General features: G+C 66.5%; 23 protein-coding genes. 11 read left to right on the forward strand and 12 right to left on the reverse strand.

All coding sequences use genetic code 11. The features are described 5' to 3' along the window. Positions 1-235: 235 nt before the first annotated feature. The 8 genes from O6X71_RS00985 to O6X71_RS01020 form a co-directional block, all read right to left on the reverse strand. On the reverse strand, positions 236-910 hold the full coding sequence (locus tag O6X71_RS00985) for a lysophospholipid acyltransferase family protein (protein ID WP_353464074.1): 675 nt from the start codon (positions 908-910) through the stop codon (positions 236-238). A 43-nt stretch (positions 911-953) separates the two neighbouring features. Beyond that, positions 954-1,376, reverse strand: a complete 423-nt coding sequence (locus O6X71_RS00990; RefSeq protein ID WP_056047123.1) for a Fur family transcriptional regulator — start codon at positions 1,374-1,376, stop codon at positions 954-956. A gap of 74 nt (positions 1,377-1,450) precedes the next feature. Then, complete coding sequence (locus tag O6X71_RS00995; protein ID WP_056489215.1) at positions 1,451-1,939, reverse strand: GNAT family N-acetyltransferase; 489 nt, start codon at positions 1,937-1,939, stop codon at positions 1,451-1,453. Then, the gene (gene tsaB / locus O6X71_RS01000) at positions 1,939-2,556 is read right to left on the reverse strand and encodes a tRNA (adenosine(37)-N6)-threonylcarbamoyltransferase complex dimerization subunit type 1 TsaB (RefSeq protein ID WP_353464075.1); all 618 of its coding nucleotides are present in this window, start codon (positions 2,554-2,556) and stop codon (positions 1,939-1,941) included. The genes O6X71_RS00995 and tsaB overlap by 1 nt, the downstream gene beginning before the upstream one ends. Positions 2,557-2,676: 120 nt before the next feature. Then, the gene (locus O6X71_RS01005) at positions 2,677-3,270 is read right to left on the reverse strand and encodes a malonic semialdehyde reductase (RefSeq protein ID WP_353464076.1); all 594 of its coding nucleotides are present in this window, start codon (positions 3,268-3,270) and stop codon (positions 2,677-2,679) included. After that, positions 3,270-3,842: a NifU family protein gene (locus O6X71_RS01010; RefSeq protein WP_353464077.1), complete on the reverse strand. Its 573-nt coding sequence runs from the start codon at positions 3,840-3,842 to the stop codon at positions 3,270-3,272. The genes O6X71_RS01005 and O6X71_RS01010 overlap by 1 nt, the downstream gene beginning before the upstream one ends. Positions 3,843-3,992: 150 nt before the next feature. Further along, positions 3,993-5,018, reverse strand: a complete 1,026-nt coding sequence (locus O6X71_RS01015) for a patatin-like phospholipase family protein (protein ID WP_353464078.1) — start codon at positions 5,016-5,018, stop codon at positions 3,993-3,995. Positions 5,019-5,116: 98 nt separating this feature from the next. Continuing rightward, on the reverse strand, positions 5,117-5,902 hold the full coding sequence (locus O6X71_RS01020; RefSeq protein ID WP_353464079.1) for an aspartyl/asparaginyl beta-hydroxylase domain-containing protein: 786 nt from the start codon (positions 5,900-5,902) through the stop codon (positions 5,117-5,119). A 225-nt stretch (positions 5,903-6,127) separates the two neighbouring features. Between O6X71_RS01020 and O6X71_RS01025 the strand changes: the two genes are divergently transcribed. Then, positions 6,128-9,037, forward strand: coding sequence for a M16 family metallopeptidase (locus tag O6X71_RS01025; RefSeq protein ID WP_353464080.1), 2,910 nt, complete (start codon positions 6,128-6,130; stop codon positions 9,035-9,037). 157 nt (positions 9,038-9,194) lie between these two features. On the opposite strand, the gene O6X71_RS01030 is transcribed toward O6X71_RS01025, so the two are convergent. The 3 genes from O6X71_RS01030 to O6X71_RS01040 form a co-directional block, all read right to left on the reverse strand. Continuing rightward, positions 9,195-10,979 carry an AMP-dependent synthetase/ligase gene (locus O6X71_RS01030; RefSeq protein WP_353464081.1) on the reverse strand — a complete coding sequence of 595 codons (1,785 nt, stop codon included), beginning with the start codon at positions 10,977-10,979 and terminating at the stop codon, positions 9,195-9,197. A gap of 164 nt (positions 10,980-11,143) precedes the next feature. Next, complete coding sequence (ggt, locus tag O6X71_RS01035) at positions 11,144-12,880, reverse strand: gamma-glutamyltransferase (RefSeq protein ID WP_353464082.1); 1,737 nt, start codon at positions 12,878-12,880, stop codon at positions 11,144-11,146. Between the two features lie 181 nt (positions 12,881-13,061). Continuing rightward, positions 13,062-14,141, reverse strand: a complete 1,080-nt coding sequence (locus O6X71_RS01040) for a quinone-dependent dihydroorotate dehydrogenase (protein ID WP_353464083.1) — start codon at positions 14,139-14,141, stop codon at positions 13,062-13,064. Positions 14,142-14,325: 184 nt separating this feature from the next. Here O6X71_RS01040 and O6X71_RS01045 point away from each other — a divergent pair, with 184 nt between their 5' ends. The 10 genes from O6X71_RS01045 to O6X71_RS01090 all read left to right on the forward strand — a co-directional run bounded on the left by O6X71_RS01045 (position 14,326) and on the right by O6X71_RS01090 (position 23,360). Further along, a complete protein-coding gene (locus O6X71_RS01045) occupies positions 14,326-14,754 on the forward strand; it encodes an SUF system Fe-S cluster assembly regulator (RefSeq protein WP_056057656.1) in 429 nt (142 codons plus the stop codon). 130 nt (positions 14,755-14,884) lie between these two features. Then, positions 14,885-16,375 (forward strand): Fe-S cluster assembly protein SufB, encoded by a 1,491-nt coding sequence (gene sufB / locus O6X71_RS01050; protein ID WP_060523826.1) that lies wholly within the window; start codon positions 14,885-14,887, stop codon positions 16,373-16,375. 113 nt (positions 16,376-16,488) lie between these two features. Further along, positions 16,489-16,674 (forward strand): hypothetical protein, encoded by a 186-nt coding sequence (locus O6X71_RS01055; RefSeq protein WP_353464084.1) that lies wholly within the window; start codon positions 16,489-16,491, stop codon positions 16,672-16,674. After that, the gene (sufC, locus tag O6X71_RS01060) at positions 16,667-17,410 is read left to right on the forward strand and encodes a Fe-S cluster assembly ATPase SufC (RefSeq protein ID WP_353464085.1); all 744 of its coding nucleotides are present in this window, start codon (positions 16,667-16,669) and stop codon (positions 17,408-17,410) included. The genes O6X71_RS01055 and sufC overlap by 8 nt, the downstream gene beginning before the upstream one ends. Then, on the forward strand, positions 17,407-18,630 hold the full coding sequence (locus O6X71_RS01065) for a SufD family Fe-S cluster assembly protein (protein WP_353464086.1): 1,224 nt from the start codon (positions 17,407-17,409) through the stop codon (positions 18,628-18,630). The genes sufC and O6X71_RS01065 overlap by 4 nt, the downstream gene beginning before the upstream one ends. Beyond that, a complete protein-coding gene (locus tag O6X71_RS01070) occupies positions 18,627-19,841 on the forward strand; it encodes a cysteine desulfurase (protein ID WP_353464087.1) in 1,215 nt (404 codons plus the stop codon). The genes O6X71_RS01065 and O6X71_RS01070 overlap by 4 nt, the downstream gene beginning before the upstream one ends. After that, positions 19,838-20,299, forward strand: coding sequence for an SUF system Fe-S cluster assembly protein (locus tag O6X71_RS01075; RefSeq protein ID WP_056057670.1), 462 nt, complete (start codon positions 19,838-19,840; stop codon positions 20,297-20,299). Before O6X71_RS01070 ends, O6X71_RS01075 begins: the two co-directional genes overlap by 4 nt. Before the next feature lie 133 nt (positions 20,300-20,432). Then, a complete protein-coding gene (locus tag O6X71_RS01080) occupies positions 20,433-20,786 on the forward strand; it encodes a HesB/IscA family protein (protein ID WP_056057673.1) in 354 nt (117 codons plus the stop codon). Between the two features lie 307 nt (positions 20,787-21,093). Next, entirely contained in the window at positions 21,094-22,485 is a 1,392-nt protein-coding gene (locus O6X71_RS01085) for an amino acid permease (RefSeq protein WP_353464088.1), read from the forward strand. Continuing rightward, on the forward strand, positions 22,482-23,360 hold the full coding sequence (locus O6X71_RS01090) for an S-methyl-5'-thioadenosine phosphorylase (protein WP_353464089.1): 879 nt from the start codon (positions 22,482-22,484) through the stop codon (positions 23,358-23,360). Before O6X71_RS01085 ends, O6X71_RS01090 begins: the two co-directional genes overlap by 4 nt. A 545-nt stretch (positions 23,361-23,905) precedes the next feature. Here O6X71_RS01090 and acnA read toward each other — a convergent pair. Continuing rightward, positions 23,906-26,590, reverse strand: coding sequence for an aconitate hydratase AcnA (gene acnA / locus O6X71_RS01095; protein ID WP_060526615.1), 2,685 nt, complete (start codon positions 26,588-26,590; stop codon positions 23,906-23,908). Between the last annotated feature and the right edge of the window lie 181 nt (positions 26,591-26,771).

Here is a 26,771-nt window from a genome sequence, read left to right on the forward strand (position 1 = left end):
TGGAAGGGCGCTTGGCGATTTGCACCTCCCCGGCGGAGGCCGGGGTCCAGTTGTGGGACGTCGCTAACTGAGCTCTGCGCCTCGTTACTGCGACCTTTCCAACTGGGCCCCGGCCTTCGCCGGGGTGGCGGCTGAGATTAAGGATAGGTGGGAGCTTCCCTCCCTTGTTCTCCCGCGAAGGCGGGAGTCCAGTCTGGGCCCCCGCCTTCGCGGGGGAACACTCTTTGGTCTTGGCTTACAGCGCTTCCATGCGGCGCCTTGCTTCGGCGGCTATGGCTTTGCGATCGCCGTATTCCGCGGGGGCGAAGGGTTCGGTGAAGTGCAGTGTCGCAACGAATGTGCCTCGGCGCTTCAGGACGCGGGCGGCGTGGTGTTGGCCGGGCTCGTCGCCGACCCAGGCGAGTTCGTCGGTGGCCGCGCCGTAGTCGATGCGGACCGGTTGGACCTTCACACCGGGCGGGGGCGGGTCGAGGGCTGCCAGCAACGCCGCCTTGAAGGGAAGGAGCGTGGTGCCGTCTCCGGTCGTGCCCTCGGGGAACAGGGTCACGGGCCAGTCGGCCGCCAGCGTGTCGCGGATCTGCGCGATCTGGGCGGTCACGGCCATGCGGTCGGCGCGGCTGACGAAGATCGTGTGGTTGAGCGTGCAGAGCCAGCCAACCAGCGGCGCGCCGCGGAGTTCGGATTTGGCGACGAACGCGGTGCCGGTTGCGCCGGACAGGAGGAGGATGTCGATCCAGCTCAGATGGTTCGAGACGAAGACGACGTCATGGCGACGCGGCGTGCCGACGACGTGGGGGCGGGCGCCGACTATGCGCGAGACCAACCCCAGGAACCGCGGCGGCCACGGCGATTTTCGCCCGAACAACCGCCACATCCCGTGCAACGGCAGCGCCAGGACCAGCGCTAGCAACAGCGCCGCCAACCGCGCGGCAAGGCGGATCCGGCCGATCGCGTCAGTCCTTGCGTGTGAGCGCGACGCCGTAGAGTTCCATGCGGTGATCGACCAGACGGAAGCCCAGCTTCTCCGCGATCGCCTTCTGCAACTGCTCGAGTTCGGGATCGACGAATTCGATCACCTTGCCGCTCTCGACGTCGATCAGGTGATCGTGATGCGCCTCGGGTGCAGGCTCATAGCGCGCGCGACCGTCGCCGAAATCATGGCGGTCGAGGATGCCGGCCTCCTCGAACAAGCGGACCGTGCGGTACACCGTCGCGATCGAGATGCCGGGATCGATCTGCGACGCGCGCTCATAGACCTTCTCGACGTCGGGATGGTCGTCCGCCTCGGACAGCACGCGCGCGATCACGCGGCGCTGCTCGGTGATGCGCAGGCCCTTCTCGTTGCAGAGTGCTTCCAGATCGATTTTGCGCGGCATGTGTCGTTCCCTCGTTGAGTGCCATGTAGGGCCTCCGCGCTGTTGCGAAAAGGGATAGTGACTCGCAATAAGCCTTAGCTGTTGATATCTTTCGAATATGTATGTGCGTCATACGCGACGCCGGTCTTGCCGCGGTAATAGGCGCGGCGTTCGCCGACCTTCGTGAAGCCGTGCGCGTCGTACATCTTGACCGCGTCGTTGCCTGCGCGGACCTCGAGGTGGAGCTTGGCGATGCTACCGACCGAGCAATCTGCGATTGCCGCTCGGATAAGCGCCGTGCCGACGCCGCGGCGGCGATAGTCGGGCGCGACCGCGATCAGCAGCAATTCGGCTTCGTCGGCGACGGACCGGGTCATCGTGAAACCGGCGGGAAAGTCGTCGACGAACGCGATCGTGAGGTGGACGCCGGTCAGTGCGAGCACGCCCAGGCACTGGCTGCGCGTCCACGCCTCGCCGTAGCGTGGGTCGAACGCCTCGGTCATCAGCGCGTCGACGATCGCGAGATCGCGCGCGTCGCCGGTGCGGAGCGTGACGGTGCGCGTGGCGGCCTGGCGCGTGGCCATTATTTCGGGACCGACGGCTTGGCGTCGGGCGCGCGGCCGTAGATCGGGCTTGGTTGCAACGCGGCCAGCGTCTCAGGCAGCAGGATTGCCGACGATGCATTGGGCAACGCTTCTGTAAGGTCCAAGCCGTCGTCGAGTGTGGCGAGCCAGCGGACGCCGTTGCCGACTGCGCGCCGTCCTGCCAGCGCGGCAATCGCGGCCTCGGGCTTCAGCGATACCATGTCGGATCGCGGCGACAGATCGGCGGAGAACGCTTGCATGAAGACCTCGCCATGCCCGCCTTCCATGATCACCGCAATATCGTCGGTTAAGCGGTCGGCGAAACCGGCGGCGGCAATGAGCGGTAGCGAGGAGAAGCCGGCGATTTCCGCGCCCCAGCCTAGCGCTAGACCGCGCGCGGCGGCGATGCCGACGCGGACGCCGGTGAAGCTGCCGGGGCCGCAATCGACTATGATACGGTCGGCTCGGCCGCCTTCCGGCAGTTCGGCGATCATCGGGATGAGGCGCTCGGCGTGGCCGCGGCCGACGACTTCGTGCGCGTGGGCGATGATCGCGCCGTCTTCGATCAGGGCGACCGAGCAGGCGGTGGTGGATGTTTCGATGACTAAAGTGCGCATTACTTCTTACCCTCTCCCCTCAGGGGAGAGGGCAGGGTGAGGGGCGCCGCGAGCGCTACCCTTCCCAACTGCCCCTCACCCCGACCCTCTCCCCGCAGGGGAGAGGGAGCAGGTCCCGCTTCAGGCTATAGTGTTGAACTTCGCGAAATCGGGGCGCGGCGAGCGGGCGTAGATCGTCGCGGGATCGCCGTGGCCGAGCGTCGAGATGAAGTTGGTCCGCACCGCGGGCGTGTCGTGGAAGAACGCCGCATCGACCTTGCCCGCGTCGAACCCCGACATCGGCCCGGTATCGAGCCCGAGCATCCGCGCGGCGATGATGAAATACGCACCCTGCAACGTCGAGTTGCGGAACGCAGATGCCTCGCGCAGTTCGGCGTTGCCGTCGAACCAGGATTTCGCATCGGCATGCGGGAACAGCTCGGGCAGGTGTTCGTGGAAATTGGTGTCCATGCCTATGATCACCGACACGGGGGCGTTGAGGATCTTCGGCTGGTTCTGCGCGCTGCATGCATCGGCGAGCTTCTGCTTGGCCTCGTCGCTGGTCACCCAGATCAGGCGTGCTGGGAGCTGGTTAGCGGAGGTCGGGCCCCACTTCATCAGGTCCCAGATCGCGTGCAGCTCGGACTCGGCGACCGGCTGGTCGGTGTAGCCGTTGTAGCTGCGGGCATCGCGGAAGACGGCATCGAGGACGGTGTCGTCGAGTTTCTCGCGCATCAGACGGCTCTCACTTCGGTGACTTCGGGGACGTAGTATTTCAGCAGCTGTTCGATGCCGTTCTTGAGCGTGGCGCTCGACGACGGGCAGCCGGCGCAGGCGCCTTGCAACTGGAGGAAGACCTTGCCCTTGTCGAAGCCGCGATAGACGATGTCGCCGCCGTCGTTCGCCACCGCGGGGCGGACGCGCGTGTCGATCAGTTCGCGGATCTGCGCGACGATGTCGGCGTCTGCGGGATCGTCCGACAGCGCCGGCTCGTCGGACGGCACCGAGAAGCCGGCACGCGCGGGCTTGAACAGCGGCATCGCGGCGGAGAAATGATCGAGCAGGATCGCGAGCACCTCGGGCTTGAGGTCCGACCAGGCGGTGCCGGGCGCGGCGGTGACCGAGACGAAATCGCGGCCGAAGAACACGCCGGTGACGTCACCGAGGCCGAAGATCGCGTCGGCGAGCGAACTCACCTCGGCTTCTTCAGGCGTCGCGAAGTCGCGCGTGCCGGCTTCCATGACGGTGCGTCCCGGCAGGAACTTCAGCGTCGACGGGTTGGGAGTGGATTCCGTTTCGATGAGCATGAGGGGCATGTGGCCCGAAGGGGCCGGGGGATCAAGCGCGGAACGGGAAACGGTTTCTTTCGGGGGGTGAGGGCATTCCGGCTAACTCATTCGCGCCGGTACTGCGCTTTGGCTGTCTGGCAACGCGACCCATGTAAATTGCGTCAGGACTTACGCCGCGAGCGGTAGCGGCGGACCTGACTGCTTGGTCCGTAGCTTGTCGGCCCAGCGGGTGAACATCGCATCGTTGGCAGCGATCCAGTCCTCTGCCAGCGTGGTGAGAGCGGCGAGATACGCGGCACTCGAATTGTCCAGTCCGCCATCACCAGAGGGCAACGGGAAATCGGCGCGGTCATACGCGGCGGTGTCCAGCCGTCGGGCCTGATAGGAGATCGTACTGGAACCGGCCTGCATCAGGACCGAGAAGATCGGCACGCCCCGGAACGGGTTCACCCAGCCGAGGAACGACCAGTTCCGCGCGGAGGGATAGGGGCGATCGGACCGGCCCGTACCCAGCGACAGGATCTCGATGTCGCCGAGATGCCAGCCGAGCTTGCGCCCCTCGATGATCGCCGTGATCGTCGGATCGTTGGCGAACACGCCGCCGTCCACCATCAGCAGATCCGGTTCCAATTTGGTGGGATCGTCGATGCCGGCCGGCTTGAAGAACGTCGGGGCCGCCGATGTCGCGCGTGCGGCGATATGTAGCGGGAACACCCGCTCCGGGATGCCGAGCTTCCGGTTATAATCGGGGCCGCCGGCCATGAACACCGCCTTGCGCGCCAGCAGGTCATACGCTGGAATGACGATATTCGTCAGCGCATCGCGCGTCGTCACGCGTGTGCCGATCCGCGCCGCCAGGATCCGCTCGAGCGGCCGGGCGCTATAGGGCCAGCCCGGTACGCGAAGGGGTATGCCGAAGATGTGCGGGAATATCCGCTTGCTCTCGTTGCGGTAGATATCGACGAGGTCGCTCGCCGTGCAGGCGGCCCGTTTCGGATCCGCCTCGCTGGGGGCGGTGAGGCCGGCGGCGATGATTCCACCGGTCGACGTACCGGCGATCAGATCGAAGCAATCGTGCAGTGGCCGGCCGATCCGGCGTTCCAGCTCGGCGAGGATCAGCGCGGGGATCAGCCCGCGCGTGCCGCCACCATCGATCGTCAGGATGAATCTCGGTTTCGTACGATCACTGTCCACGACGCACTCTCCCACTGCTGGGCCGAGCGTATCAGTAGGCGACCACAACGACGTCCGGAGATCGGTCCGGATCGGTGCAACCTCTCATGCGAGATCGCTTAGACGTCGAGTTGTTTCACCGCGGCGTTCCAGCTGCCGATGTTGCGGACCGCGTCCTGGACGAAGGCGGAGCGGCGGACGACGCCGAGGAACAGGTCAGCGATCCACTTGCCGGGGTTGCGCAGCGGGCGTTCGAACTGGATCAGCAGCACGACACGGGTGCCGGTCGTGTCGTTCCAGACCTCGTGCTGATAGGTGTCATCGAACACCAAGGTCTCGCCTTCCGCCCAGCGGACGGTGCGATCGTGCACGCGCATGCGGACGTCGCCGTCGCGCGGGACGATCAGGCCGAGGTGGCAAGTGATGAGGCCCTTGGTCACGCCGCGGTGCTCGGGAATGTGCGTGCCCGGCGCGAGGATCGAGAAGAACGCGCTGTTGAGGCCGGGAATGCGCGCGACCGCCGCCGCCGTGTGCGGGCAGCGTGCTAGGCTCTCCTCGATCGGATAGCCGTAGCCGTAGAGGAAGAACGAGCGCCATTTGTCGACCTCGGCGATCGAGCGGTGATCGGGCGAGATCGTCGCAAGGCTGGGCGACGCTTCGCCTTGCAGCGCGACGCGGACGGCCTCGTCGCGGATCGCGGCCCAGTTCTCGCGCAGGCCTGCGGTCCAGGCGAAGTCGCGGACGTCGAGTACTGGATCGTTGGCGACCAGCGAGCACGACGCGATCATGCGATCGAACACGCCGCGTAGGTGCTTGCCGACGCGGATGATCAGCGGGCGGTTGGCTTCGGCGACCATCGGCGCGCCCGGTTTGGGTGCGCCCGAGATCACGTTCAGATCGGGCATTCGGGCGCCCCGGCGTGCTGCCGGCTCGCCCGATTCCCGCCACAATGAAGACTGCCCCAGTTCGGCTCCGACCGTCATCTCTACCCTGTATCCCGGCACACTGCGCCGCCGATCCCCCTGTTAGGACACGATATACCGGCAGTGTTGGACGAAATGATGGCGCCGCGCGCTCGGTGCGGAGGCAGGGCACTGGCGAGCGACGCCCGCGACCGCTACAGGTGAACCATGGTGTCCTTTTCGCGCTTGTACCGCGCTCCCGTCCTCCTCCCCGTCATCCTCGGCCTCGCCATACCGGCGAGCGGGCAGATGGCGACGCAGCAGGCCGTATCCACCCCCACCAAGGAGGCGCCGACGCTTCCCGAGCTGCCGGGGATCGATACGACCGCGTGGCTGTACAAGGGCAGCGATCTCACGCGGGATCCCGAGTGGAAGTTCGGCACGCTGCCCAACGGCATGCGGTTCGCGGTGCGGAAGAACGGCGTGCCACCGGGCCAGGTATCGGTGCGCGTGCGGATCGACGCGGGGTCGCTGAACGAGACCGATAGCGAGCGGGGCTTTGCGCATTTCATCGAGCATCTGTCGTTCCGCGGCTCCGAATACGTGCCGGATGGCGAGGCCAAGCGGGTGTGGCAGCGGTTCGGGGCGACCTTCGGCTCGGACACCAACGCGCAGACGACGCCGACTTCGACCACCTTCAAGCTAGACCTTCCGTCCGCGACCGAGTCCGGCCTCGACGAGAGCCTGAAGATCATGTCGGGGATGATGGAGAAGCCGGTCATCACCGACGCTTCCGTCACCGCCGAGCGGCCAGTCGTGCTGGCCGAACAGCGCGAGCAGCCGGGGCCGCAGGTACGGTTCGGCGATGCGATCCGCGCGACCTTCTTCGCCGGGCAGCCGCTCGCGGATCGCTCGCCGATCGGCAACATCAAGACGCTGGAGGCCGCCACTGGTGCCACGGTGAAGGCGTTTCACGATCGCTGGTATCGGCCGGAAAACACCGTCGTCATCATCTCGGGCGACATGGATCCGGCGCTGTTCGGGCGGCTGATCGTCAAGAACTTCGCGGACTGGAAGGGCATCGGGCCGTTCGTGCCGGCGCCCAGCTTCGGCAAGCCCGATCCGAAGGCGCCGGTCTCTGCGACGATCGCCGAGCCGGCGATTCCGGCGGTGGTGACGCTCGGCGTGGTGCGGCCGTGGGAGTATAAGGACGACACCGCGATCATGAACCAGAAGCGGCTGGTCGACGTGCTCGCCACCCGGCTGATCAGTCGGCGGCTCGAGACGCGGGCGCGGGCGGGCGGGAGTTTCCTGCAAGCCGGCGTGTCGATCGACGACGTGTCGCGCTCCGCGAACCTGACCAGCGTCAATATCGTGCCGATCGGCACCGACTGGGAAGCGGCGTTGAAGGACGTCCGCGCGGTGATCGCCGACGCGCAGACCAACGCGCCGAGCCAGGCCGAAGTCGACCGCGAATATGCTGATTTCGACACGATCATGCGGACCAGCGTCGAGACGGCGAAGGTCGAGGCGGGGTCGAAGCAGGCGGACGACATGGTCGGCGCGCTCGATATTCGCGAGACGGTCGCGGGGCCGGAAACGTCGTACAAGATTTTGCAGGACGCCAAGGCGAAGGGCATGTTCACGCCTGCCACGCTGCTTGCGTCGAGCAAGGCGATCTTCGAGGGCACGACGCGCGCTCTCGTGAATACGCAGACGCCTGATGCGGGGGCTGCGAACAAGTTGGCGACCGCTTTGAAGGCGGACGTATCGGGGCTGGCAGGCAAGCGGCGTGCGCAGGCTGCGATCGATTTCTCGAAGCTGCCGTCGCTCGGCAAGCCGGGTGTCGTCGCGAGCCGCGAGAAGATCGCCGCGTTCGACATGGAGCAGGTCAACTTCGCCAACGGCACGCGCGTGCTGCTGTTCCCGAACGCGGGCGAGACCGGGCGCGTGTATGTGCGCGTGCGGTTCGGCGGCGGCTATACCGCGATCCCGTCGAACCGGCCGACGCCGGCGTGGGCGGGCGATCTTGCGCTGGTCGCAGGGGGTATCGGCAAGCTCGACCAGGGCGATCTCGACCAGCTGACCGCGGGTCGGCGGATCGGGCTCGACTTCGGGATCGACGACGATGCGTTCACGCTGAGCGCGATCACGTCACCCGCGGATTATGCCGATCAGTTGCGGCTGATGGCGGCCAAGCTCGCGTTCCCAGCCTGGGATCCGGCGCCGGTGGCGCGTGCTCGGGTGGCGGCGCTGGCGGGGTTCGCAGGCTATGACTCGTCGCCCGACGGTGTGTTGTCGCGCGACCTCGAGGGCTTACTCCGGGCGGGTGATCCGCGTTGGGGGACCCCGTCGAAGCCGACTGTCGAGGCGCTGAACGCGAAGGACTTCCGCGCGTTCTGGGAGCCGATCCTGAAGACCGGACCGGTCGAGGTCTCGATCTTCGGCGACGTGAAGACCGAGGATGCGATCGCGGCGGTGGCGAAGTCGTTCGGGGCAATGAAGCCGCGGACGGCGGTGTCGACGGTGGGGGCACCGGTCGGCTTCCCCGCGCACAACGCGACGCCGGTGATGCGCGCGCATACCGGCCCCGAAAACCAGGCGGCGGCAGTGATCGCATGGCCGACCGGCGGCGGGATCGACAACATTGTCGAGGCGCGGCGTCTCGATGTGCTGGCGCAGGTGTTCAGCGACCGGCTGTTCGAGCGGCTCCGGCAGGCGGCGGGCGCGAGCTACAGCCCCAACGTGTCGAGCCAGTGGCCGGTGGGCATGACCACCGGTGGGCGGATGGTCGCGATTGGGCAGGTCGCGCCGGACAAGGTGTCGTTCTTCTTCCAGATCGCGCGGCAGATCGCGGCGGAGCTGGTATCGACGCCGATCGCGGCGGACGAGCTGGACCGGATCAAGAAGCCGATGGGGCAGTATATTCTGCGCGCCTCGACCGGGAACCAGTTCTGGTTGCAGCAGCTCGGCGGGGCGACGTTCGACCCGCGGCGGATCGCGGCGACGCAGCGGATTGCGAGCGATCTGGTGGCTACCACGCCGGTCGAGTTGCAAGCGACGGCGGCGAAGTATCTGCGGCCGGAGAAGGACTGGACGATGGCCGTGGTGCCGGCCGTGGCTTCCGCGAAGAAGTGATCGCCTAGTCCCTCTCCCCGCCGGGGAGAGGGAGGGAGGAGCCGCTTGGCGGCGGAAGGGTGAGGGCCTTTGGCGGAGGCGTTGCGAGCGTCACGCCCCTCACCCTCCCGCGCGCAAGTGCGCGCGGGCCCCTCCCTCTCCCCGTGGGGGGAGAGGGTTATTTGTAGAGCGTGTCCAGACGTTCGCCGTAGGCCTGTTTCAGGACGTGGCGGCGGATCTTCAGGCTGGGGGTCAGTTGCTCGTTCTCGATCGTGAACGGACCATCCGCGAGCACGAACCGTCGCACGCGTTCGGTTACGGTCAGGTCCTTGTTCACCCGCTCGACCGCATGCCCGATCGCGGTCCGGAACTCGCTGTTCTCCGCCAGCCGCGCGAAGCTGCACGCGTCGCCGTTCTTCGCGCACCATTCCTGCGTCCATTCCGGATCGGGTACGATCAGCGCCACCATGTACGGCCGCTTGTCGCCGGCGATCATCGCCTGCGCGATCTCGGGCTGGAGCGTCAGCATGCCCTCGACCTTCTGCGGGGCGACGTTTTCGCCCTTGTCGTTGATGATCAGGTCCTTCTTGCGGTCGGTGATGCGAATCCGGCCGCGGTCGTCGATCTCGCCGATGTCGCCGGTGTGGAGCCAGCCGTCCTTGAGCACCTTGGCGGTCTCGGCGTCGTTGCGCCAATAGCCGTGCATGACGAGTTCGCCGCGCACCAGGATCTCGCCGTCCTCGGCGATCCGGACCTCGGTATCCTTTAGCGCGGGGCCGACCGAGTCCATGCGGACGCCGGCCTTGGGGCGGTTGCACGAGATGACCGGGGCGGCTTCGGTCTGGCCATAGCCTTGCAGGAAGGTGAGGCCGAGCGCCTCGAAGAACAGGCCGACCTCGGGATTGAGCGGCGCACCGCCGGAGATCATCGCCTTCAACCGGCCACCGAACTTCTTCGAGATCTTAGGCTTGAAGAGCGTGGCGACGGCGGCCTGCATCGGCCGGTCGATCAGGCGGAGGCGGCCGGCATAGCGCTTGCCGCCGATGTCGAGCGCTTGGCGCAGGAGGTAGGCCGAGGCGCCGCCCTGTTTCTCGATCGTCTTCGAGATTCGCGTGCGGAGGACTTCGAACAGGCGCGGGACGACGAACATGATCGTCGGGCGCGTTTCCTCGATGTTCGCGGCGAGCTTTTCGAGGCCCTCGGCGTAGTAGATCTGGCCGCCTAGCGAGATCGGGAAGTGCTGGCCGCCGGTGTGTTCGTAGGCGTGGCTCAAGGGTAGGAACGAGAGGAAGACCTCGTCGTCCCAGCCGAAATCCTCCGAGATGACCGACGCGCAGCCGGCGCAGTTGTGGAGGATCGCGCCGTGGTGCTGCATCACGCCGCGCGGGGCGCCGCCGGTGCCCGAGGTGTAGATGATGCAGGCGAGGTCTTCGCGGGCGAAGTCGGCGCGGGCGGCGGCGGTTTCGGGTGCGGTCTGGTGCGCGGCGATCAGCGCGTGCCAGTTGTGGAAGTCGATGGAGGCAGGGACCTTCATGTCCTCGAGCCCGATGACGGTCTGCGCCTGGTTCGACCGGATCACCGCGGGGAGCACCGTCTTGGCGAGCTTGGCGGTCGAGACGATGATCGCGCAGGCGCCCGCGTTCTCGATGATGTGGAGGTGATCGCGCTCGGTGTTGGTAACGTAGGTCGGCACCGTGATGCAGCCCGCCGCCATGATCGCGAGGTCGCTGAGGCACCATTCGGGGCGGTTCTCGCTGACCAGCATGACGCGGTCGCCGCGCTTCAGGCCTATCGCGGTGAGCGCGGTGGCTAAGCTGGCGACTTGGCGCGCCGCTTCGGCCCAGCTGGTGGCGACCCACGTGCCGCTCGTCTTGGTCCAGAGGAACGGCGCGTCGCCTTTCTCGGCGGCGCGCGCGAAGAACATCGTGACGAGGTTCGGGAAGCGTTCGAGCTGGCGGGCCATTGTCTCTCCTGAACTGCGCTGCGAGCTTGCCTTGGCGGGGGTGCTCGGTCTTTGGGGTGGTATAGCCCTTTGGCGTGTCACGCTCCAACCTTGTTTCCCCGCGGAGGCGGGGACCCAGACTGGGCTCCCGCCTTCGCGGGAGAACAAGAAGAGGGGAGGGCGGCTTACTCCGGTGCGCGCTGGAGTGCGCCGACACGCTGGATCTTGGTGACGGTACCGTCCTCCGCGATCGCGACACCCTCGCTGCGGGGGTCTGCTGCGCCGACCCATTTGCCGCCTACGTGCTCGATCGCGTTTGCCTTGAGGCCTAGCGCTGCGACCTGGACCGTCTCGCCTAGCGCTTGCAACGCGGGGACCATCGCCTCACGCTCCGTGCCCTTTTCGGCAGCAGCGACGTGGCCGGGCGCGTACAGCAATCCCAGCGCGATCGAGTCCTGTGCCGACAGTTTCCAGTCAACTACGCCGATGATCGCCTTGGCCACCTGCGCGATGATCGTCGAGCCGCCGGCTGCGCCGACCGCGAGGCGGACCTTTCCGTCGGGGCCGTAGACGATCGTCGGTGACATCGAGCTGCGCGGGCGCTTGCCACCCTCGACGCGGTTGGCAACGAGAGCGCCGTCCTTGACGGGGACAATGTCGAAGTCGGTGAGCTGGTTGTTGAGGACCGTACCGTCGACGGTGATGCCGGAGCCGAAATAGCCCTCGACGGTGGTGGTCACCTCGACGACGTTGCCGCGGGCGTCGACCGTTGCGATGTCGGTGGTGCCGGGGACTTCGCTGACCGGTGCGCGGGTGCGTGCGGGGGCGCCGGGGGGCGTGCCGGGAGCGACGTTTGCCATCGTCTTCGCGGGTGAGATCAGTGCGGAGCGCGACGCGAGGTATTTCGTGTCGAGCATGCCCTGCACCGGCACGCGGACGAAATCGGGATCGCCGACGTAGAGGTCGCGGTCGGCATAGGCGAGGCGCGAGGATTCGGCGAACAGGTGCCAGGCCTGCGCGCTGTCCTTGCCGAGCTTGGCCATGTCGAAGCGTTCGAGCTGCTTCAGGATCATCAGCACGGTGATCCCGCCGGACGAGGGCGGGCCCATCCCGCAGACGCGGTAGACGCGGTATTTGACGCAGACCGGCGGGCGCGACTTGGCGTCGTAGCTGGCGAGATCGCCTAGCGTCATCTTCGACGGATTCCGCGCGGCGGTGTTGACCGCGGTAACGATCTTCTGTGCCTCGGGACCGACGTAGAAGCTGTCGGGGCCCTGGGTGGCGATGCGCTGGAGGAGGGCCGCCTGCTGCGGGTTCTTGATGACCGCGCCGATCGCGACCGGCGAGCCGTCGGGGGCGGAGAAGAGCTTGCGCGTCTCGGGCGTGATGTGGTCGCCATAGGCGGTCATGCCGTTGACGAGGCGGGGGGAGGCCTTGAAGCCGTTCGTCGCGAGCCGGATCGCGGGGGCGAACAGTTGCGCCCAGGGGAGCTTGCCCGAGGCGCGGTGCGCGAGCGCCATGCCGCGGAGTGCGCCGGGGATGCCGACGCTGCGCCCGCCGGGGACCGCGTCGCTGTGGCTTAGTGGCGTGCCGTCGGGAGCGTAGAACCAGCGTGCGTCGGCAGCGGCGGGAGCCTCTTCGCGTGCGTCGATCGTGCTGAGTGCGCCGCCGGCCGCGTGGGAGACCCAGAAGCTGCCGCCGCCGATGCCCGAGCTTTGCGGCTCGACGACGTTGAGCGCGAGCATGGTGGCGATGGCGGCGTCGGTGGCGCTGCCCCCGGCGCGGAGGATCTCGACGCCGGCGGCCGCCGCGCGTGGGTCGGCGGCGCTGACCATCCCCTGGTCTTTTGCCGGGGCGGGTTGGCGCGCCTCTACGGTGGCTGCGGGGACGAGGAGGGCGAGCGCTAGGAGAGAGGTCTTCATCGAGCGCGAGCCTAGCGTGGTTCGAATACGAGGCAACCCGTCTCGCAACCTTGCGATCCCTCCCCGCCAGGGGGAGGTGGCGGCGAAGGCGACGGAGGGGGAGGACACGGAACAGCGGTTACTCTTGCCTCCCCCTCCGTCTGGCAAGGGCCAGCCACCTCCCCCTGGCGGGGGAGGATCGTTAGGTGTCCGTGCCCACCGCGTCGGCGACTGTCGCGAGTCCGTCGTGAGTCAGCAGCGCGTCGAGTTCGCGGAGGATGCGGGCGGGGAGGCCGGGGCCTTCGTAGACCAGCGCGGTGTAGAGCTGGACGAGGCTCGCGCCGGCGCGGAGGCGGGCATAGGCTTCGGCGCCGCTGTCCACGCCGCCGACCGAGATCAGGGGGATCGCTGCGCCGGTCGCCTTGCGGAAATCCGACAGGCGTTGGCGGGCTAGGGGGACCAGCGGCGCGCCGGACAGGCCGCCGATTTCCTTTGCGTTGGCCGAGCGCAGGCCGGGGCGGGAGATCGTCGTGTTGTTGACGATCAGCGCGTCGATCCGGTTGTCGAGTGCGGCGCGGGCTATGTCGTCGATGTCGGCGGGTTCGAGGTCGGGGGCGACCTTGAGGAAGATCGGCGTGTCGCCCTTCGCGGCGGTGCAGGCGGCTAGGAGATCGCGGAGCGCTGCACCGTGCTGGAGATCGCGGAGGCCGGGGGTGTTGGGGGAGCTGATGTTTATGGTGATGTAGTCGGCGTGGGGGGCGGCTCGGGTGACGCCGTGGACGTAGTCGGCGGTGCGATCGGTCGCGTCCTTGTTCGCGCCGACGTTGATGCCCAACACGCCTTCACCGCCCGGCCCCTTGTTCACCCGCGAAGGCGGGTGCCCAGACTGGGCACCCGCCTTCGCGGGTGAAAATACTCGGGAGAGGGCTGCGTCCAGGCCGCCGTTGTTGAAGCCCAAGCGGTTGATGACTGCGCGGTCTTCGGGGAGGCGGAAGATGCGGGGTTTGGGGTTGCCGGGCTGGGCGAGCGGCGTGAGCGTGCCGATCTCGACGCTGCCGAAGCCCAACCCGAAGAAACCGTCGATCGCGCGGCCGTCCTTGTCGACGCCTGCTGCCAGGCCGACCGGGTTGGGGAAGGCGATCCCCGCTACGGTCGTCGCGAGCCGTGGTACGCTGGGGGCGAGCGGCGTGCCGGCCTTCCCCCATGCGCCGAGCGCGGCGATGGTGAGGGTATGCGCGCGTTCGGCGTCGAGACGGAAGAGGATCGGGTGGTAGAAGGCCATGCGCGTCGTCCTTGCTCCCCTCCCTTCCAGGGAGGGGGGAAGTCAAGCTTTCGGGTCATCCACGACACACAAAACCAGCGCTCAGTTGCGAGTCGTTAGCACGGCTCGGCGGGTTGACGATGCACTGCACAAAGCCCATTTGACCAATCGGATCATATCGGTCCGATTGGACTCCGAAGCCACCATGCGTCTTTCCAGCCTAGCCGACTATGCGGTCGTGATGATGAGCGCCGCGGCGCGTCATTGCGGCGGTATCGCGCGGCTGAACGCGACGCTGCTCGCCGAGGAGACTGGCGTGCCGCTGCCGACCGTGCAGAAGCTGGTGAGCCGGCTTTCTGCGGCGGGGCTGATCGAGAGCACGCGCGGCACGGGCGGAGGCTTTCGCCTGTCGCGACCGCCCGCGATGATCTCGCTTGCCGACATCATCGAGGCGGTCGAAGGTCCGATCGCGCTGACCTCGTGCGTCGACGGTGCATCGCAGGATTGTTGTGTCGAGCAGACGTGCAAGGTCAAGCCGCACTGGAACGCCGTCAACGGCGCGGTCCGCGGTGCACTCGCCGGCGTGTCGCTCGCCAGCCTTTCGCAAACCCCGGTTTTACAGGTGCCCGCATGAAGAACACATCGCGCGCAACGCTTCACCTTTTTCTCCGCGCCTCCGCGTCTCCGCGTGAATCAGTTTTGTTCACGCGGAGACGCGGAGACGCGGAGATTTTAGAGAGCCGCTTTGCGGCCGAGGACAGATAATGGCTACCCGGAACGCAGAGGCATATGCCGCCGCGAACAAGACGTACGAGTGGGGTTTCTCCTCGGACATCGAACAGGAATTCGCCCCGAAAGGTCTGTCGGAAGACACGGTGCGCTTCATTTCCGCCAAGAAGGGCGAGCCGCAGTGGATGCTCGACTGGCGGCTGAAGGCGTTTGCGTTGTGGCAGACGATGGAGGCGCCCGACTGGTCGAAGCTCAACGTCCCCCCGATCGATTACCAGGACGCGTATTACTACGCGGAGCCCAAGGCGAAGCCGAAGCTCGGGTCGCTCGACGAGGTCGATCCGGAGATTCTGCGCGTCTACGAGAAGCTCGGCATTCCGATCGGTGAGCAGAAGATGCTGGCGGGCGTGGTCGAGGATCCGTTGAACGAGGACGGCACGCCCAAGCGTCGCGTCGCGGTCGATGCGGTGTTCGACAGCGTCTCGGTCGCGACCACGTTCCGCAAGGAGCTCGAGGCCGCGGGCGTGATCTTCCGCTCGATCTCCGAGGCGATCAAGGAATATCCCGAGCTCGTCCGGAAGTGGCTCGGCAAGGTCGTGCCGCAGCGCGATAACTATTTCGCGACGCTGAACTCGGCGGTCTTCTCCGACGGCACGTTCGTCTACATCCCGGAGGGCGTCCGCTGCCCGATGGAGCTGTCGACGTACTTCCGCATCAACGCCGAGAATACCGGGCAGTTCGAGCGCACGCTGATCGTCGCGGACAAGGGGTCGTACGTCTCGTATCTCGAAGGCTGCACCGCGCCGATGCGCGACGAGAACCAGCTGCATGCGGCGGTGGTCGAGCTGGTCGTGCTCGACGATGCCGAGATCAAATATTCGACCGTGCAGAACTGGTATCCGGGCGACGAGAACGGCGTCGGCGGGATCTATAACTTCGTCACCAAGCGTGCGTTGTGTCAGGGTAAGAACTCGAAGGTCAGCTGGACTCAGGTCGAGACCGGCAGCGCGATCACGTGGAAATATCCCTCGTGCGTGCTGCTCGGCGATGGCTCGGTCGGCGAGTTCTATTCGGTCGCGGTGACGAACAATCGCCAGCAGGCCGATACCGGCACGAAGATGATCCACCTCGGCAAGAATACGCGCTCGACGATCGTGTCGAAGGGGATTTCGGCGGGGCGTTCGGACAACACGTACCGCGGGCTGGTGCGGGTCGCGCCGACCGCGGAGGGCGTGCGGAACTTCACGCAGTGCGACAGCCTGCTGCTGGGCGACCAGTGCGGCGCGCATACCGTGCCGTATATCGAGGTCCGCAACCCCTCCGCACAGATCGAGCACGAGGCGACGACGTCGAAGATCTCCGAGGACCAGCTGTTCTACGCGATGTCGCGGGGGCTGGACCAGGAGGCGGCGGTGGCGCTGATCGTGAATGGCTTTGCGCGGGAGGTGCTGCAGCAGCTGCCGATGGAGTTCGCGGTGGAAGCGCAGAAGCTGCTGGGGATTTCGCTGGAAGGTTCCGTAGGGTGACCTTTGACGTTGCGACTCTAAAGGCGGCGCATAGGCACTGTGCTGGGCATCGCGAAGAGCTCCGAACGAGTGAAATATGTGGCTGTTTCTCGTGTGTCTCGACCTATCCGCCTTTGCGGATCACCGATTGGATTCACGAATCAGGCGGTGAACTGGCGATGAGTTCTGACCCTTGGACAGCACTCTGTCCCGAGTGCGGGATCGATGCCGTAATTGGAAGCGCAACCGGTTATCCGGTCAACGATTTGGTCTTCCTGAAGGCCATGAACGAAGAATGGTTTGGCGAAACACATGCTTAAAATTGAAAACCTCCACGCCGAGATCGACGGCAAGGAAATCCTCAAGGGCCTGTCGCTCGAAGTGAACGCGGGCGAAGTGCACGCGATCATGGGGCCGAACGGGGCGGGCAAGTCGACGCTGGGCTATGTGCTCGGCGGGCGGCCCGGCTATGAGGTCACCGCAGGCTCGGTGACGTTCGACGGCGTCGACCTGCTCGAACTGGAGGCGCATGAGCGCGCCGCGGCGGGCGTGTTCCTCGGCTTCCAGTATCCGGTCGAGATCCCTGGCGTGTCGAACGTCCAGTTCCTGCGTGAGGCCTTGAACGCCCAGCGCGCGACGCGTGACGAGAAGCCGCTGTCGGGGGGCGACTTCCTCAAGCTGGCTCGCGCGCAGGCGGATCTGCTCGGTATGGATTACGACATGCTCAAGCGGCCGGTGAACGTCGGCTTTTCGGGCGGCGAGAAGAAGCGCAACGAGATGGTCCAGATGGGCATCGTCAACCCGAAGTTCGCGATCCTCGACGAGACCGATTCGGGGCTCGACATCGATGCACTGCGCGTCGTCGGCGACGGCATCAACCGCATCATGCGCGCGCCCGACAAGGCGGTGCTGCTGATCACGCATTACCAGCGGCTGCTCGATTATGTGGAGCCGGACTTCGTCCACGTGCTGGCGGACGGCAAGATCGTCCGCTCGGGCGGCAAGGACCTCGCCAAGCAGCTCGAGAGCGAAGGCTATGTGGGGATCGCCGCGTGAGTAGCCTGTCGCAAATCCTCCCCGGTACGGGGAGGGGGACCAGCGAAGCTGGTGGAGGGGGTTCTCCGCTGGACGTAGCGTCTGGGGAAGCCCCCCTCCACCCCGCCGCTAAGCGTCGCGGTCCCCCTCCCCGTGCCGGGGAGGATTTCAGGATCGAACTTCCTTCGACGCGCGAGGAATCGTGGCGTTGGGGTGATCCGGCGGCGATTGCGGCGGCGGCTGAACTGCCGCGCGGCGTTGCGCTGGATGCTGGCGAGTGGTTTCTCGACTTGCCGGGTGCGCGGGCGGTGTTCGTCGATGGCGTGCTCGACGAGGACCGCAGCGATCTGCGGCACGTCACGATCGTCCCGATCGACGGCGGATCGCACGCGCTTGGGCGTCGGACGACCGGTTTGGGCTGGTCCATGCGCGTCGAGGCGGGTGCGACGGCCGAACTGATCCAGATCGTCCATATCGCCACGGGTGGCGACAATCAGCTTCCGGCCGAAATCGTACTCGTCGCTGGCGCAAACGCGTCGGTGGTCGAGACGTATGTCGGGACTGGCTGGTCGAACCGGTCGACGCGGATGATGCTTGGCAAGGGTGCGAAGCTGACGCGGGCGGTCCGGTTGCTTCAGGCCGGTGGCTTCGTGTCGTTGCGCGACGAGGTCGAGATCGGGGCTGACGCGAGCCTGATCGTCACTGTGTTGGGCGCGGGCGATGCCGGGACGCGGATCGATGGGGCAATCACCGTGACGGGCGACGATGCGTTTGCCGAATATGGCGGCGCGTTGCTGACGCGGAGCGACCAGCGGCAGGAGTGCGCGGTGTCGGTGCGGCATGCCGCGCTGAACGGGCAGAGCAAGCAGATCTGGCGTGCGGTCGCGGCGGACAAGTCGACCGCGAGCCTTGCGGCGCGGGTCGAGGTGGCGCGCGATGCGCAGAAGACCGACGGCGTGCAGTCGCTCCGCGGGTTGCTGTTGCAGCGCACCGCGACGGTGAATTTGAAGCCCGAGCTGGAGATCTTCGCGGACGATGTGAAGTGCGCGCACGGCGCGACGGTCGGCGAACTCGACCAGCGCGCGCTGTTCTACATGCAGAGCCGCGGCATCCCGCATGCCAAGGCGCAGGCACTGCTGACGCGCGCGTTCGTCGGCGATGCGTTCGTCCAGATCGCGGACGAGACGGTGCGCGAGGCTTTCGTAGCGGATGCCGATGCGTGGCTGGAGCGGGCGTTGTGAGTGTCATCGCCGACGTTCGTCCCCTGGATCGGCTGTCGGACTTCCCCGCGATCCCCGAGGGCTGGGCGTATCTCGACACCGCCGCGACTGCGCAGAAGCCGCAGGTCGTGGTCGATGCGATCACGCGCGCGTATGGCGAGACCTACGCCACCGTGCATCGCGGCGTGTACCAGCGTTCGGCGGACATGACGGTCGCTTACGAGGCGGCGCGTAAGGCCGTGGCGCGGTTCATCGGTGCGGGTTCGCCCGACGAGATCGTGTTCGTTCGCGGTGCTACCGAGGCGATTAATCTCGTGGCGCAGTGCTGGGCCGGGACGCAGTTGAAGGCGGGCGACCGCATCCTGCTCTCCATGCTCGAGCATCACTCGAACATCGTGCCGTGGCAGATGGTCGCGGAAGCGCGCGGCGTCGCGATCGACGTGTTGCCGCTGACGCCCGACCACCGCATCGACCTCGACGCGATGGAGCGGATGATCACGCCCGCGCACAAGCTGGTCGCGCTCGGGCATGTCTCGAACGTGCTCGGCTCGGTGCTCGATGCCAAGCGCGCGACCGAGATCGCGCATTCGGTCGGGGCGAAAATCCTTCTGGACGGATGCCAGTCGGTGCCGCGGATCACGGTCGACGTGAAGGCGATCGGCTGCGATTTCTACGTGTTCTCCGGGCACAAGCTGTACGGGCCGACCGGGATCGGCGTGCTGTGGGCCAATCCAGAATTGCTCGACGCGATGCCGCCGTACCAGGGTGGCGGATCGATGATCGACAAGGTGTCGTTCGCGAAGACCACCTACGCGCCGCCCCCGGGACGGTTCGAGGCGGGGACGCCGCATATCGTTGGAGCGCTCGGGCTGCATGCCGCGATCGACTATGTCGAGAGCATCGGGCTCGACGCGATCCACGCGCATGAGACCGCGTTGGTCACGGCGACGCGCGAGGCGCTGTCGGGGATCAATTCGGTGCGCCTCTATGGCCCGGCGGACTCGGCGGGGATCGTGAGCTTCACGATCGAGGGGGTTCATCCGCACGACATCGGCACCATATTGGACGAGGAGCGCGTCGCGATCCGTGCCGGCCATCACTGCGCGCAGCCGTTGATGGAGGCGCTGGGCGTCGAGGCGACGGCACGCGCGAGTTTCGGCGTGTATAACGGGCCGGCGGACGTCGAGGCGCTGGTGCGCGGTATCGAGCGAGTAACGAGGATCTTCAAATGAGCGATCGGTTCGAGATCGAGGAAGTGGATGCGGTCGCATCGCCGCCCAAGGCGCGCGTCGTGATGGAGACGGACTCCGACGCGGAGCGCAAACGCGATTATCTCGCGGGCTTCCTGGCGCAGAAGCCGCAGGTGGATTCGCCCGGCGAGCCCGGCGGCGCGGTGTACGATGCGATCATCGATGCGCTGAAGGAGATCTACGATCCCGAGATCCCGGTGAACATCTATGACCTGGGGCTGATCTACGGCGTCGAGGTGACTGAGGACGGGCATGCGGTGGTGGCGATGACGCTGACGACGCCGAACTGCCCGGTGGCGGAGTCGATGCCGGCGGAGGTCGAGATGCGGGTCGGGTCGGTGCCGGGGGTCGGGTTTGCCGAAGTGAACCTGGTTTGGGATCCGCCCTGGGATCCGCAGAAGATGTCGGACGAGGCTAAGTTAGAGCTAGGGATGCTATAACTTTCCCCTCCCGCATGCGGGAGGGGGCAGGGGGTGGGCACGCGCTCACCTCGCGAACGACGGTTATGAGTGGCTGGCCGGGAGCCCACCCCCGGCCCCTCCCGCACGCGGGAGGGGGGAAGGAAGGACGATCATGGCGACGACATTGCGAGCACGGCCGGCGGCGCTGAACCTCACGGCTACTGCGCATGCGCGAATTGCGGACCTGATGGCTCGGGCTCCGGAAGATGCGATCGGGGTGAAGCTGTCGACGCCGAAGCGTGGGTGTTCGGGGCTGGCCTATTCGGTGGATTACGTCACCGAGGCCAAGCCGTTCGACGAGCGGATCGATACGCCGGGGGGGACCTTGTTCGTCGATGGCGGGTCGATCCTGTATCTGATCGGGTCGACGATGGACTGGGTCGAGGACGACTTCACCGCCGGGTTCGTGTTCCAGAATCCTAACGCCAAGGGTGCCTGCGGGTGCGGCGAGAGCTTTACCGTTTGAATTCTAGCGTAAGGTAGCGTGTTTCCCCGCGAAGGCGGGGACCCAGACTGGACTCCCGCCTTCGCGGGAGAACAAGGACTAGCGGACTGTCGTTCGATTTCGGCGGCCCTTCTACCACCCCGGCGAAGGCCGGGGCCCAGTTGGTAAACGCTGCTGACATAGCGCTGCGCATCGTCACAATGACCTTGCCAACTAGACCCCGGCCTCCGCCGGGGGAGAGATTTTCGCTGGGGTAGGTGGTTGGGCTGCTGGCCTTGCCCCCCTGTCCCGTCCTGTGCCACTCCCCGCGCAACAAAAGGGGATATCCGTGGCCAGTCTGTTTCGCCGAAAAATCGTCACCGAGCAGCCGCCGGAGCATCAGCTCGCGCGCACCCTGTCGTGGCCGCACCTCGTCGCGATGGGCGTCGGCGGGATCGTCGGCACCGGCATCCTGACGCTGATCGGCGTCGGCGCAGGGCTTGCCGGGCCTGCCGTGATCCTCTCGTTTATCATCGCCGGCGGCATCTGTGCCTGCGCGGCGCTCGCCTATGCCGAGATGGCGACGATGATCCCGGCGTCGGGTAGCGCGTACACCTATAGCTACGTCGTGCTCGGCGAGGTTATCGCGTGGGTGATCGGCTGGAGCCTCATCCTCGAATACTCGCTGGTGGTGTCGACCGTCGCGGTCGGTTGGTCCGGCTACGCGGCGCCATTGTTGCGCGGCGCGTTCGGCTTCCCCGAGGCGTTGACGCTCAGTCCCGAACTTGGCGGCATCCTCAACGTGCCAGCGATCTTCATCATCGCGGTCGTCGCGGGCGTGCTGTCGTTCGGCACGCGTGAGAGCGCGACGTTGAATGCGGTATTGGTGGGCGTGAAGATGATCGCGCTGACCGTGTTCGTGTTCATCGCGCTGCATTATTTCAACAGCGCCAATCTCCACCCGTTCATGCCCTACGGCTTTCCCAAGGCTGTTCAGCCCGATGGTGCCGAGCGGGGCGTGATGGCGGCGGCGGCGATCATCTTCTTCGCGTTCTACGGTTTTGATGCGATCTCCACTGCGGCTGAGGAGACCAAGAACCCCGGGCGCGATCTCGCAATCGGGATCGTCGGGTCGATGGTCGCGTGCATCGCGATCTACATCCTAGTCGCGGTCGCTGCCGTCGGCGCGCTGTCGTACACGAAGTTCGCCGGCAGCGCCGAACCGCTCGCGCTGATCCTGCGCGAGATCGGCCGGCCCGGGTTTGCGACGTTCCTCGGCGCCTCCGCGGTCATCGCGCTGCCGACGGTGCTGCTCGCGTTCCTGTTCGGCCAGAGCCGGATTTTCTTCACGATGGCACGCGACGGCCTGCTCCCGCTGAGCCTCGCCAAGGTCTCCAAGCGAGGTGCCCCCGTCCGCATCACCTGGATCACCGCGGCGATCGTTGCGGTCATCGCGGGGCTGTTGCCGCTGGCCGAGATCGCGGCGCTCGCCAACGCGGGCACGCTCGCCGCATTCGTCGCGGTCTGTGCGTGCATGCTGGTGATGCGTCGCCGTGCGCCTGACGCCTTGCGGACTTTCCGGGCGCCCGCGGCGACGCTCGTTGGGACGATCGGTATCCTCGGGTGCCTGTATCTGTTCTTCAGCCTGCCTTCGAAGACGCAGCTGTATTTCGGGCTGTGGAACCTGCTCGGGCTGGTGATCTACTTCGTCTATGCGCGGCCGAGAGCGCTCGCCGAATGACGGGCTGGACGATCGGGATCATTGGCGGCTCGGGGCTGTACGCGGTCGACGGGATCGAGGGCGGGCGCTGGCAGACGGTGGAAACTCCCTGGGGCGAGCCGTCCGATGCGATCTATACCGGGCGGGTCGGGCATGTCGGGGTGGCGTTCCTGCCGCGGCATGGGCGGGGGCACCGGATCTCGCCGTCGGAGTTGAACGCGCGGGCGAACATCGATGCGTTGAAGCGCCTTGGCGTGACCGATGTGTTGGCGGTGTCGTCGGTCGGGTCGCTTGTCGAACAGCGGCCGCCAGGGAGTTTCACCGTCGTCGACCAGTTCATCGATCGCACCAAGGGGCGGCCGTCGAGCTTCTTCGGCACCGGCCTAGTCGCGCATGTGTCGATGGCCGACCCGGTCTGCCCGCGCCTGTCGCGCTATGCCGCCGATGCCGCGCGGGAGGCGGGCGCGCAGGGCGATGACCGCGGCACGTATCTCGCGATGGAAGGCCCGCAATTTTCGACCCGCGCGGAAAGCAGGCTCTACCGCCAATGGGGCTGCGACGTAATCGGGATGACCGCGATGCCCGAGGCGAAGCTCGCGCGGGAGGCGGAGCTTCCGTATGCGCTGGTCGGGATGGTGACAGATTACGACTGCTGGCGAGAGGACGAGGCGGGCGTCGATGTCGCGCAGGTCGTGGCGCAGCTTGGTGCGAATGCGGCGAAGGCTCGGGCGATGGTGATGGCGTTGCTGCGCGCGTTGCCGGTGGAGCGGGAGGCTTCGCCGATCGATACGTGCCTCGATAGCGCGATCATTACGGCGCCGGAGGCTCGCGATCCGGCGTTGGTGGCGAAGCTGGATGCCGTGGCGGGACGGCGCTTTCTCGGGGCTGAAGCTTGACCTTGCCCTCACCTTTCCCACCGGCAAGAGCCGGCGGGCTCCTTCCCTTGCCCGATGGGAGAGGGGGAGACGGCGAAGGCGGCGAGGGTGAGGGCAGGGGGCGCTAGCGATGGCGCTTGGAACCCTGGGCTCCCGCTTTCGCGGGAGAACAAGGTTGACCGGCGGTTCGTGAAAAGTTCGTCATTCGCCGCGTTCGACATATCCCTGCAACATATCGGGGCGAAGGGGAGTGCGTCGCCGCTCCCTCTCCCCCTGTGGACGGCGACTTGACCGGGTCTCCCCTGTCCCGGTCTTCTCCCTGAACTACGGGGCGATCCTTGCGATCGCCCCGCCTTTTTTATGTTCGGGAGACGCGGGGAATATCGGCGCGAGACGCCCGACAATAACCTGAGATTTTGGAAGTCTATCGATCCTCCCCCGTCAGGGGGAGGTGGCAGGCGCTTGCCTTACGGAGGGGGAGGTAAGGGAAACCTCTGTTTCGTGTCCTCCCCCTCCGTCGCCTAGGGCGCAACCTCCCCCTGGCGGGGGAGGATCGTAGGGCAGTCTTACGCGGCCAGCTTGCGCAGGACGTAGTGGAGGATGCCGCCGTTGAGGAAATATTCCAGCTCGTTGACGGTATCGATCCGGCACTTGGTCTGGAACGTCTCGCTGGTGCCGTCGGCGCGGGTCATCTTCACGGTGACGTCCTGGCGCGGGCGGATGCTCGCGACGTCGAGGATCGTGAACGTCTCAGACCCGTCGAGGCCGAGCGTCTTGCGATCGGTGCCCTCGGCGAACTGCAACGGCAGCACGCCCATGCCGACCAGGTTCGAGCGGTGGATACGCTCGAAGCTCTCCGTAATTACGGCGCGGACGCCCAACAAGTTCGTGCCCTTCGCCGCCCAGTCGCGCGACGAGCCGGTGCCGTATTCCTTGCCCGCGACGATCACGAGTGGCGTGCCGTCCTGCTTGAAGCGCATCGCGGCGTCGTAGATCGCCATGACTTCGCCGTCGTACTTCGACATGCCGCCCTCGATGCCGGGGACCATCTCGTTCTTGATACGAATGTTGGCGAAGGTGCCGCGCATCATCACGTCATGGTTGCCGCGGCGTGCGCCATAGCTGTTGAAGTCCGCCTTGCTGACCTGGTGCTCCTGCAGGAAGCGGCCGGCGGGGCTGTCGGCCTTGATCGAACCGGCCGGCGAGATGTGATCGGTGGTGATCGAATCGCCCAGGATCGCGAGCGGCTTGGCGTCGATGATGTCCTGCACTGGCGATGGCGTCATGCTGAGGCCCTCGAAGTAGGGCGGGTTGGCGACATAGGTCGACCCTGCGCGCCATGCGTAGGTGTCCGAGCCCGTGACGTCGATCTCGCGCCACTTGGCGTCGCCTGCATAGACGTCGCCGTAGCGCGCGCCGAACATGCCGGCGTCGATGTTGGCGTCCATCGTCGTGCGGACTTCCTCGTTGGTCGGCCAGATGTCGCGCAGATACACGTCCTGGCCGTCCGAACCCTGGCCCAGCGGCGTCTCGATCATGTCGGTCGTGACGGTGCCCTTGATCGCATAGGCGACGACCAGGGGCGGCGAGGCGAGGAAGTTGGCGCGGACATCGGGCGACACGCGGCCTTCGAAGTTGCGGTTGCCCGAGAGCACCGACGCGGCGACGAGGTCGTTCTCGTTGATCGCGGCCGAGATCGCAGGGGCCAGCGGACCCGAGTTGCCGATGCAGGTGGTGCAGCCATAGCCGACGAGGTTAAACCCGAGCGCGTTCAGGTCCGCGGTGAGGCCGGCCTTGTCGAGATAGTCGGTGACGACCTGCGAACCGGGCGCGAGCGAGGTCTTCACCCACGGCTTCGACTTGAGGCCGAGTGCATTCGCCTTGCGCGCGACGAGCCCTGCGGCGACCAGCACCGACGGGTTCGACGTGTTGGTGCAGCTGGTGATCGCGGCGATCACGACGTCGCCGTCGCCGATGTCATGCTCGCGACCCTCGACCGCGACGCGCGCGGGCTGCTCCTTGTGGTAGAGCTTGTGGAGGTCGCTGTTGAACACCTCGTCGACCTTGTTGAGGCTGACGCGGTCCTGCGGGCGCTTCGGGCCGGCGAGCGAGGCGACGACGGTGCCCATGTCGAGCTCGAGCGTGTCGGTGAAGACGGGATCCTCGGCATTCTCGTCGCGCCAGAAGCCGTTCGCCTTGGCATAGGCTTCGACCAGCTCGACATTCTCGTCCGAACGCGCGGTGAGGCGCATGTAGTCGAGCGTCTTGTCGTCGATCGGGAAGAAGCCGCAGGTCGCGCCGTATTCGGGGGCCATGTTGGCGATCGTCGCGCGATCGGCGAGCGTCATGGACGACAGGCCGGGGCCGAAGAACTCGACGAAGCGGCCGACCACGCCCTTGGCGCGCAGCATCTGCGTGACGGTCAGCACGAGATCGGTGGCGGTGATGCCTTCGTTCAGCTTGCCGAGCAGCTTGAAGCCGACGACTTCGGGGATCAGCATCGAGACGGGCTGGCCGAGCATCGCGGCCTCGGCCTCGATCCCGCCGACGCCCCAGCCGAGCACGCCCAGGCCGTTGATCATCGTCGTGTGGCTGTCGGTGCCGACCAGCGTGTCGGGATACGCGATCATCGTGCCGTCGCCGTGGTCACCCGACGAGGCGGACGACCAGACGGCCTGGCCGATATATTCGAGGTTCACCTGGTGGCAGATGCCGGTGCCGGGGGGGACGACCTGGAAATTGTCGAGCGCCTTGCTGCCCCACTTCAGGAACTCGTAGCGCTCGATGTTGCGCTCATATTCGAGGTCGACGTTGTCGTGGAACGCCTGCGGCGTGCCGAACTCGTCGACCATCACCGAGTGATCGATGACGAGGTGGACGGGGACCTGCGGGTTGATCTTCTCGGGGTTGCCGCCGAGCTTGGTCATCGCGTCGCGCATCGCCGCGAGATCGACCACGCAAGGGACGCCGGTGAAGTCCTGCATAAGTACGCGGGCGGGGCGATACTGAATCTCGCGGTCGCTGCGGCGCTCCTTTTGCCAGTCGACGATCGCCTGGATATCCTCGCGCGTGACGGTCACGCCGTCCTCGAAGCGCAACAGGTTCTCGAGCAGCACCTTCATCGAGAAGGGCAGGCGGCTGATGTCGCCGAGCTGTTCCGACGCCTTCGCGAGGCTGTAATAGTCGTACGACTTGCCGCCGGTGGAGAGGCTGGTGCGGGTCTTGAGGGTGTCCTGGCCGATGGCAGTCATAGGGGTCCTTCCCGTGGGCGTCGGGCCGCCGGGCGCCGAGGGGAAAGCAGCCGTATAGGCCACGCGGGCGCGTCGGGGACCGAGCGAAAAATGCTGTTACCGGAGGGGCCTTAGCAAGGGGGAGCGCATCGGGGAAGGGCGCGGGAGTGCAGTGGACCGGTTATTCCGCCTTCGCGTTGCC

The organism is Sphingomonas faeni (assembly GCF_040407505.1).
Lineage (GTDB): Bacteria > Pseudomonadota > Alphaproteobacteria > Sphingomonadales > Sphingomonadaceae > Sphingomonas > Sphingomonas faeni_E.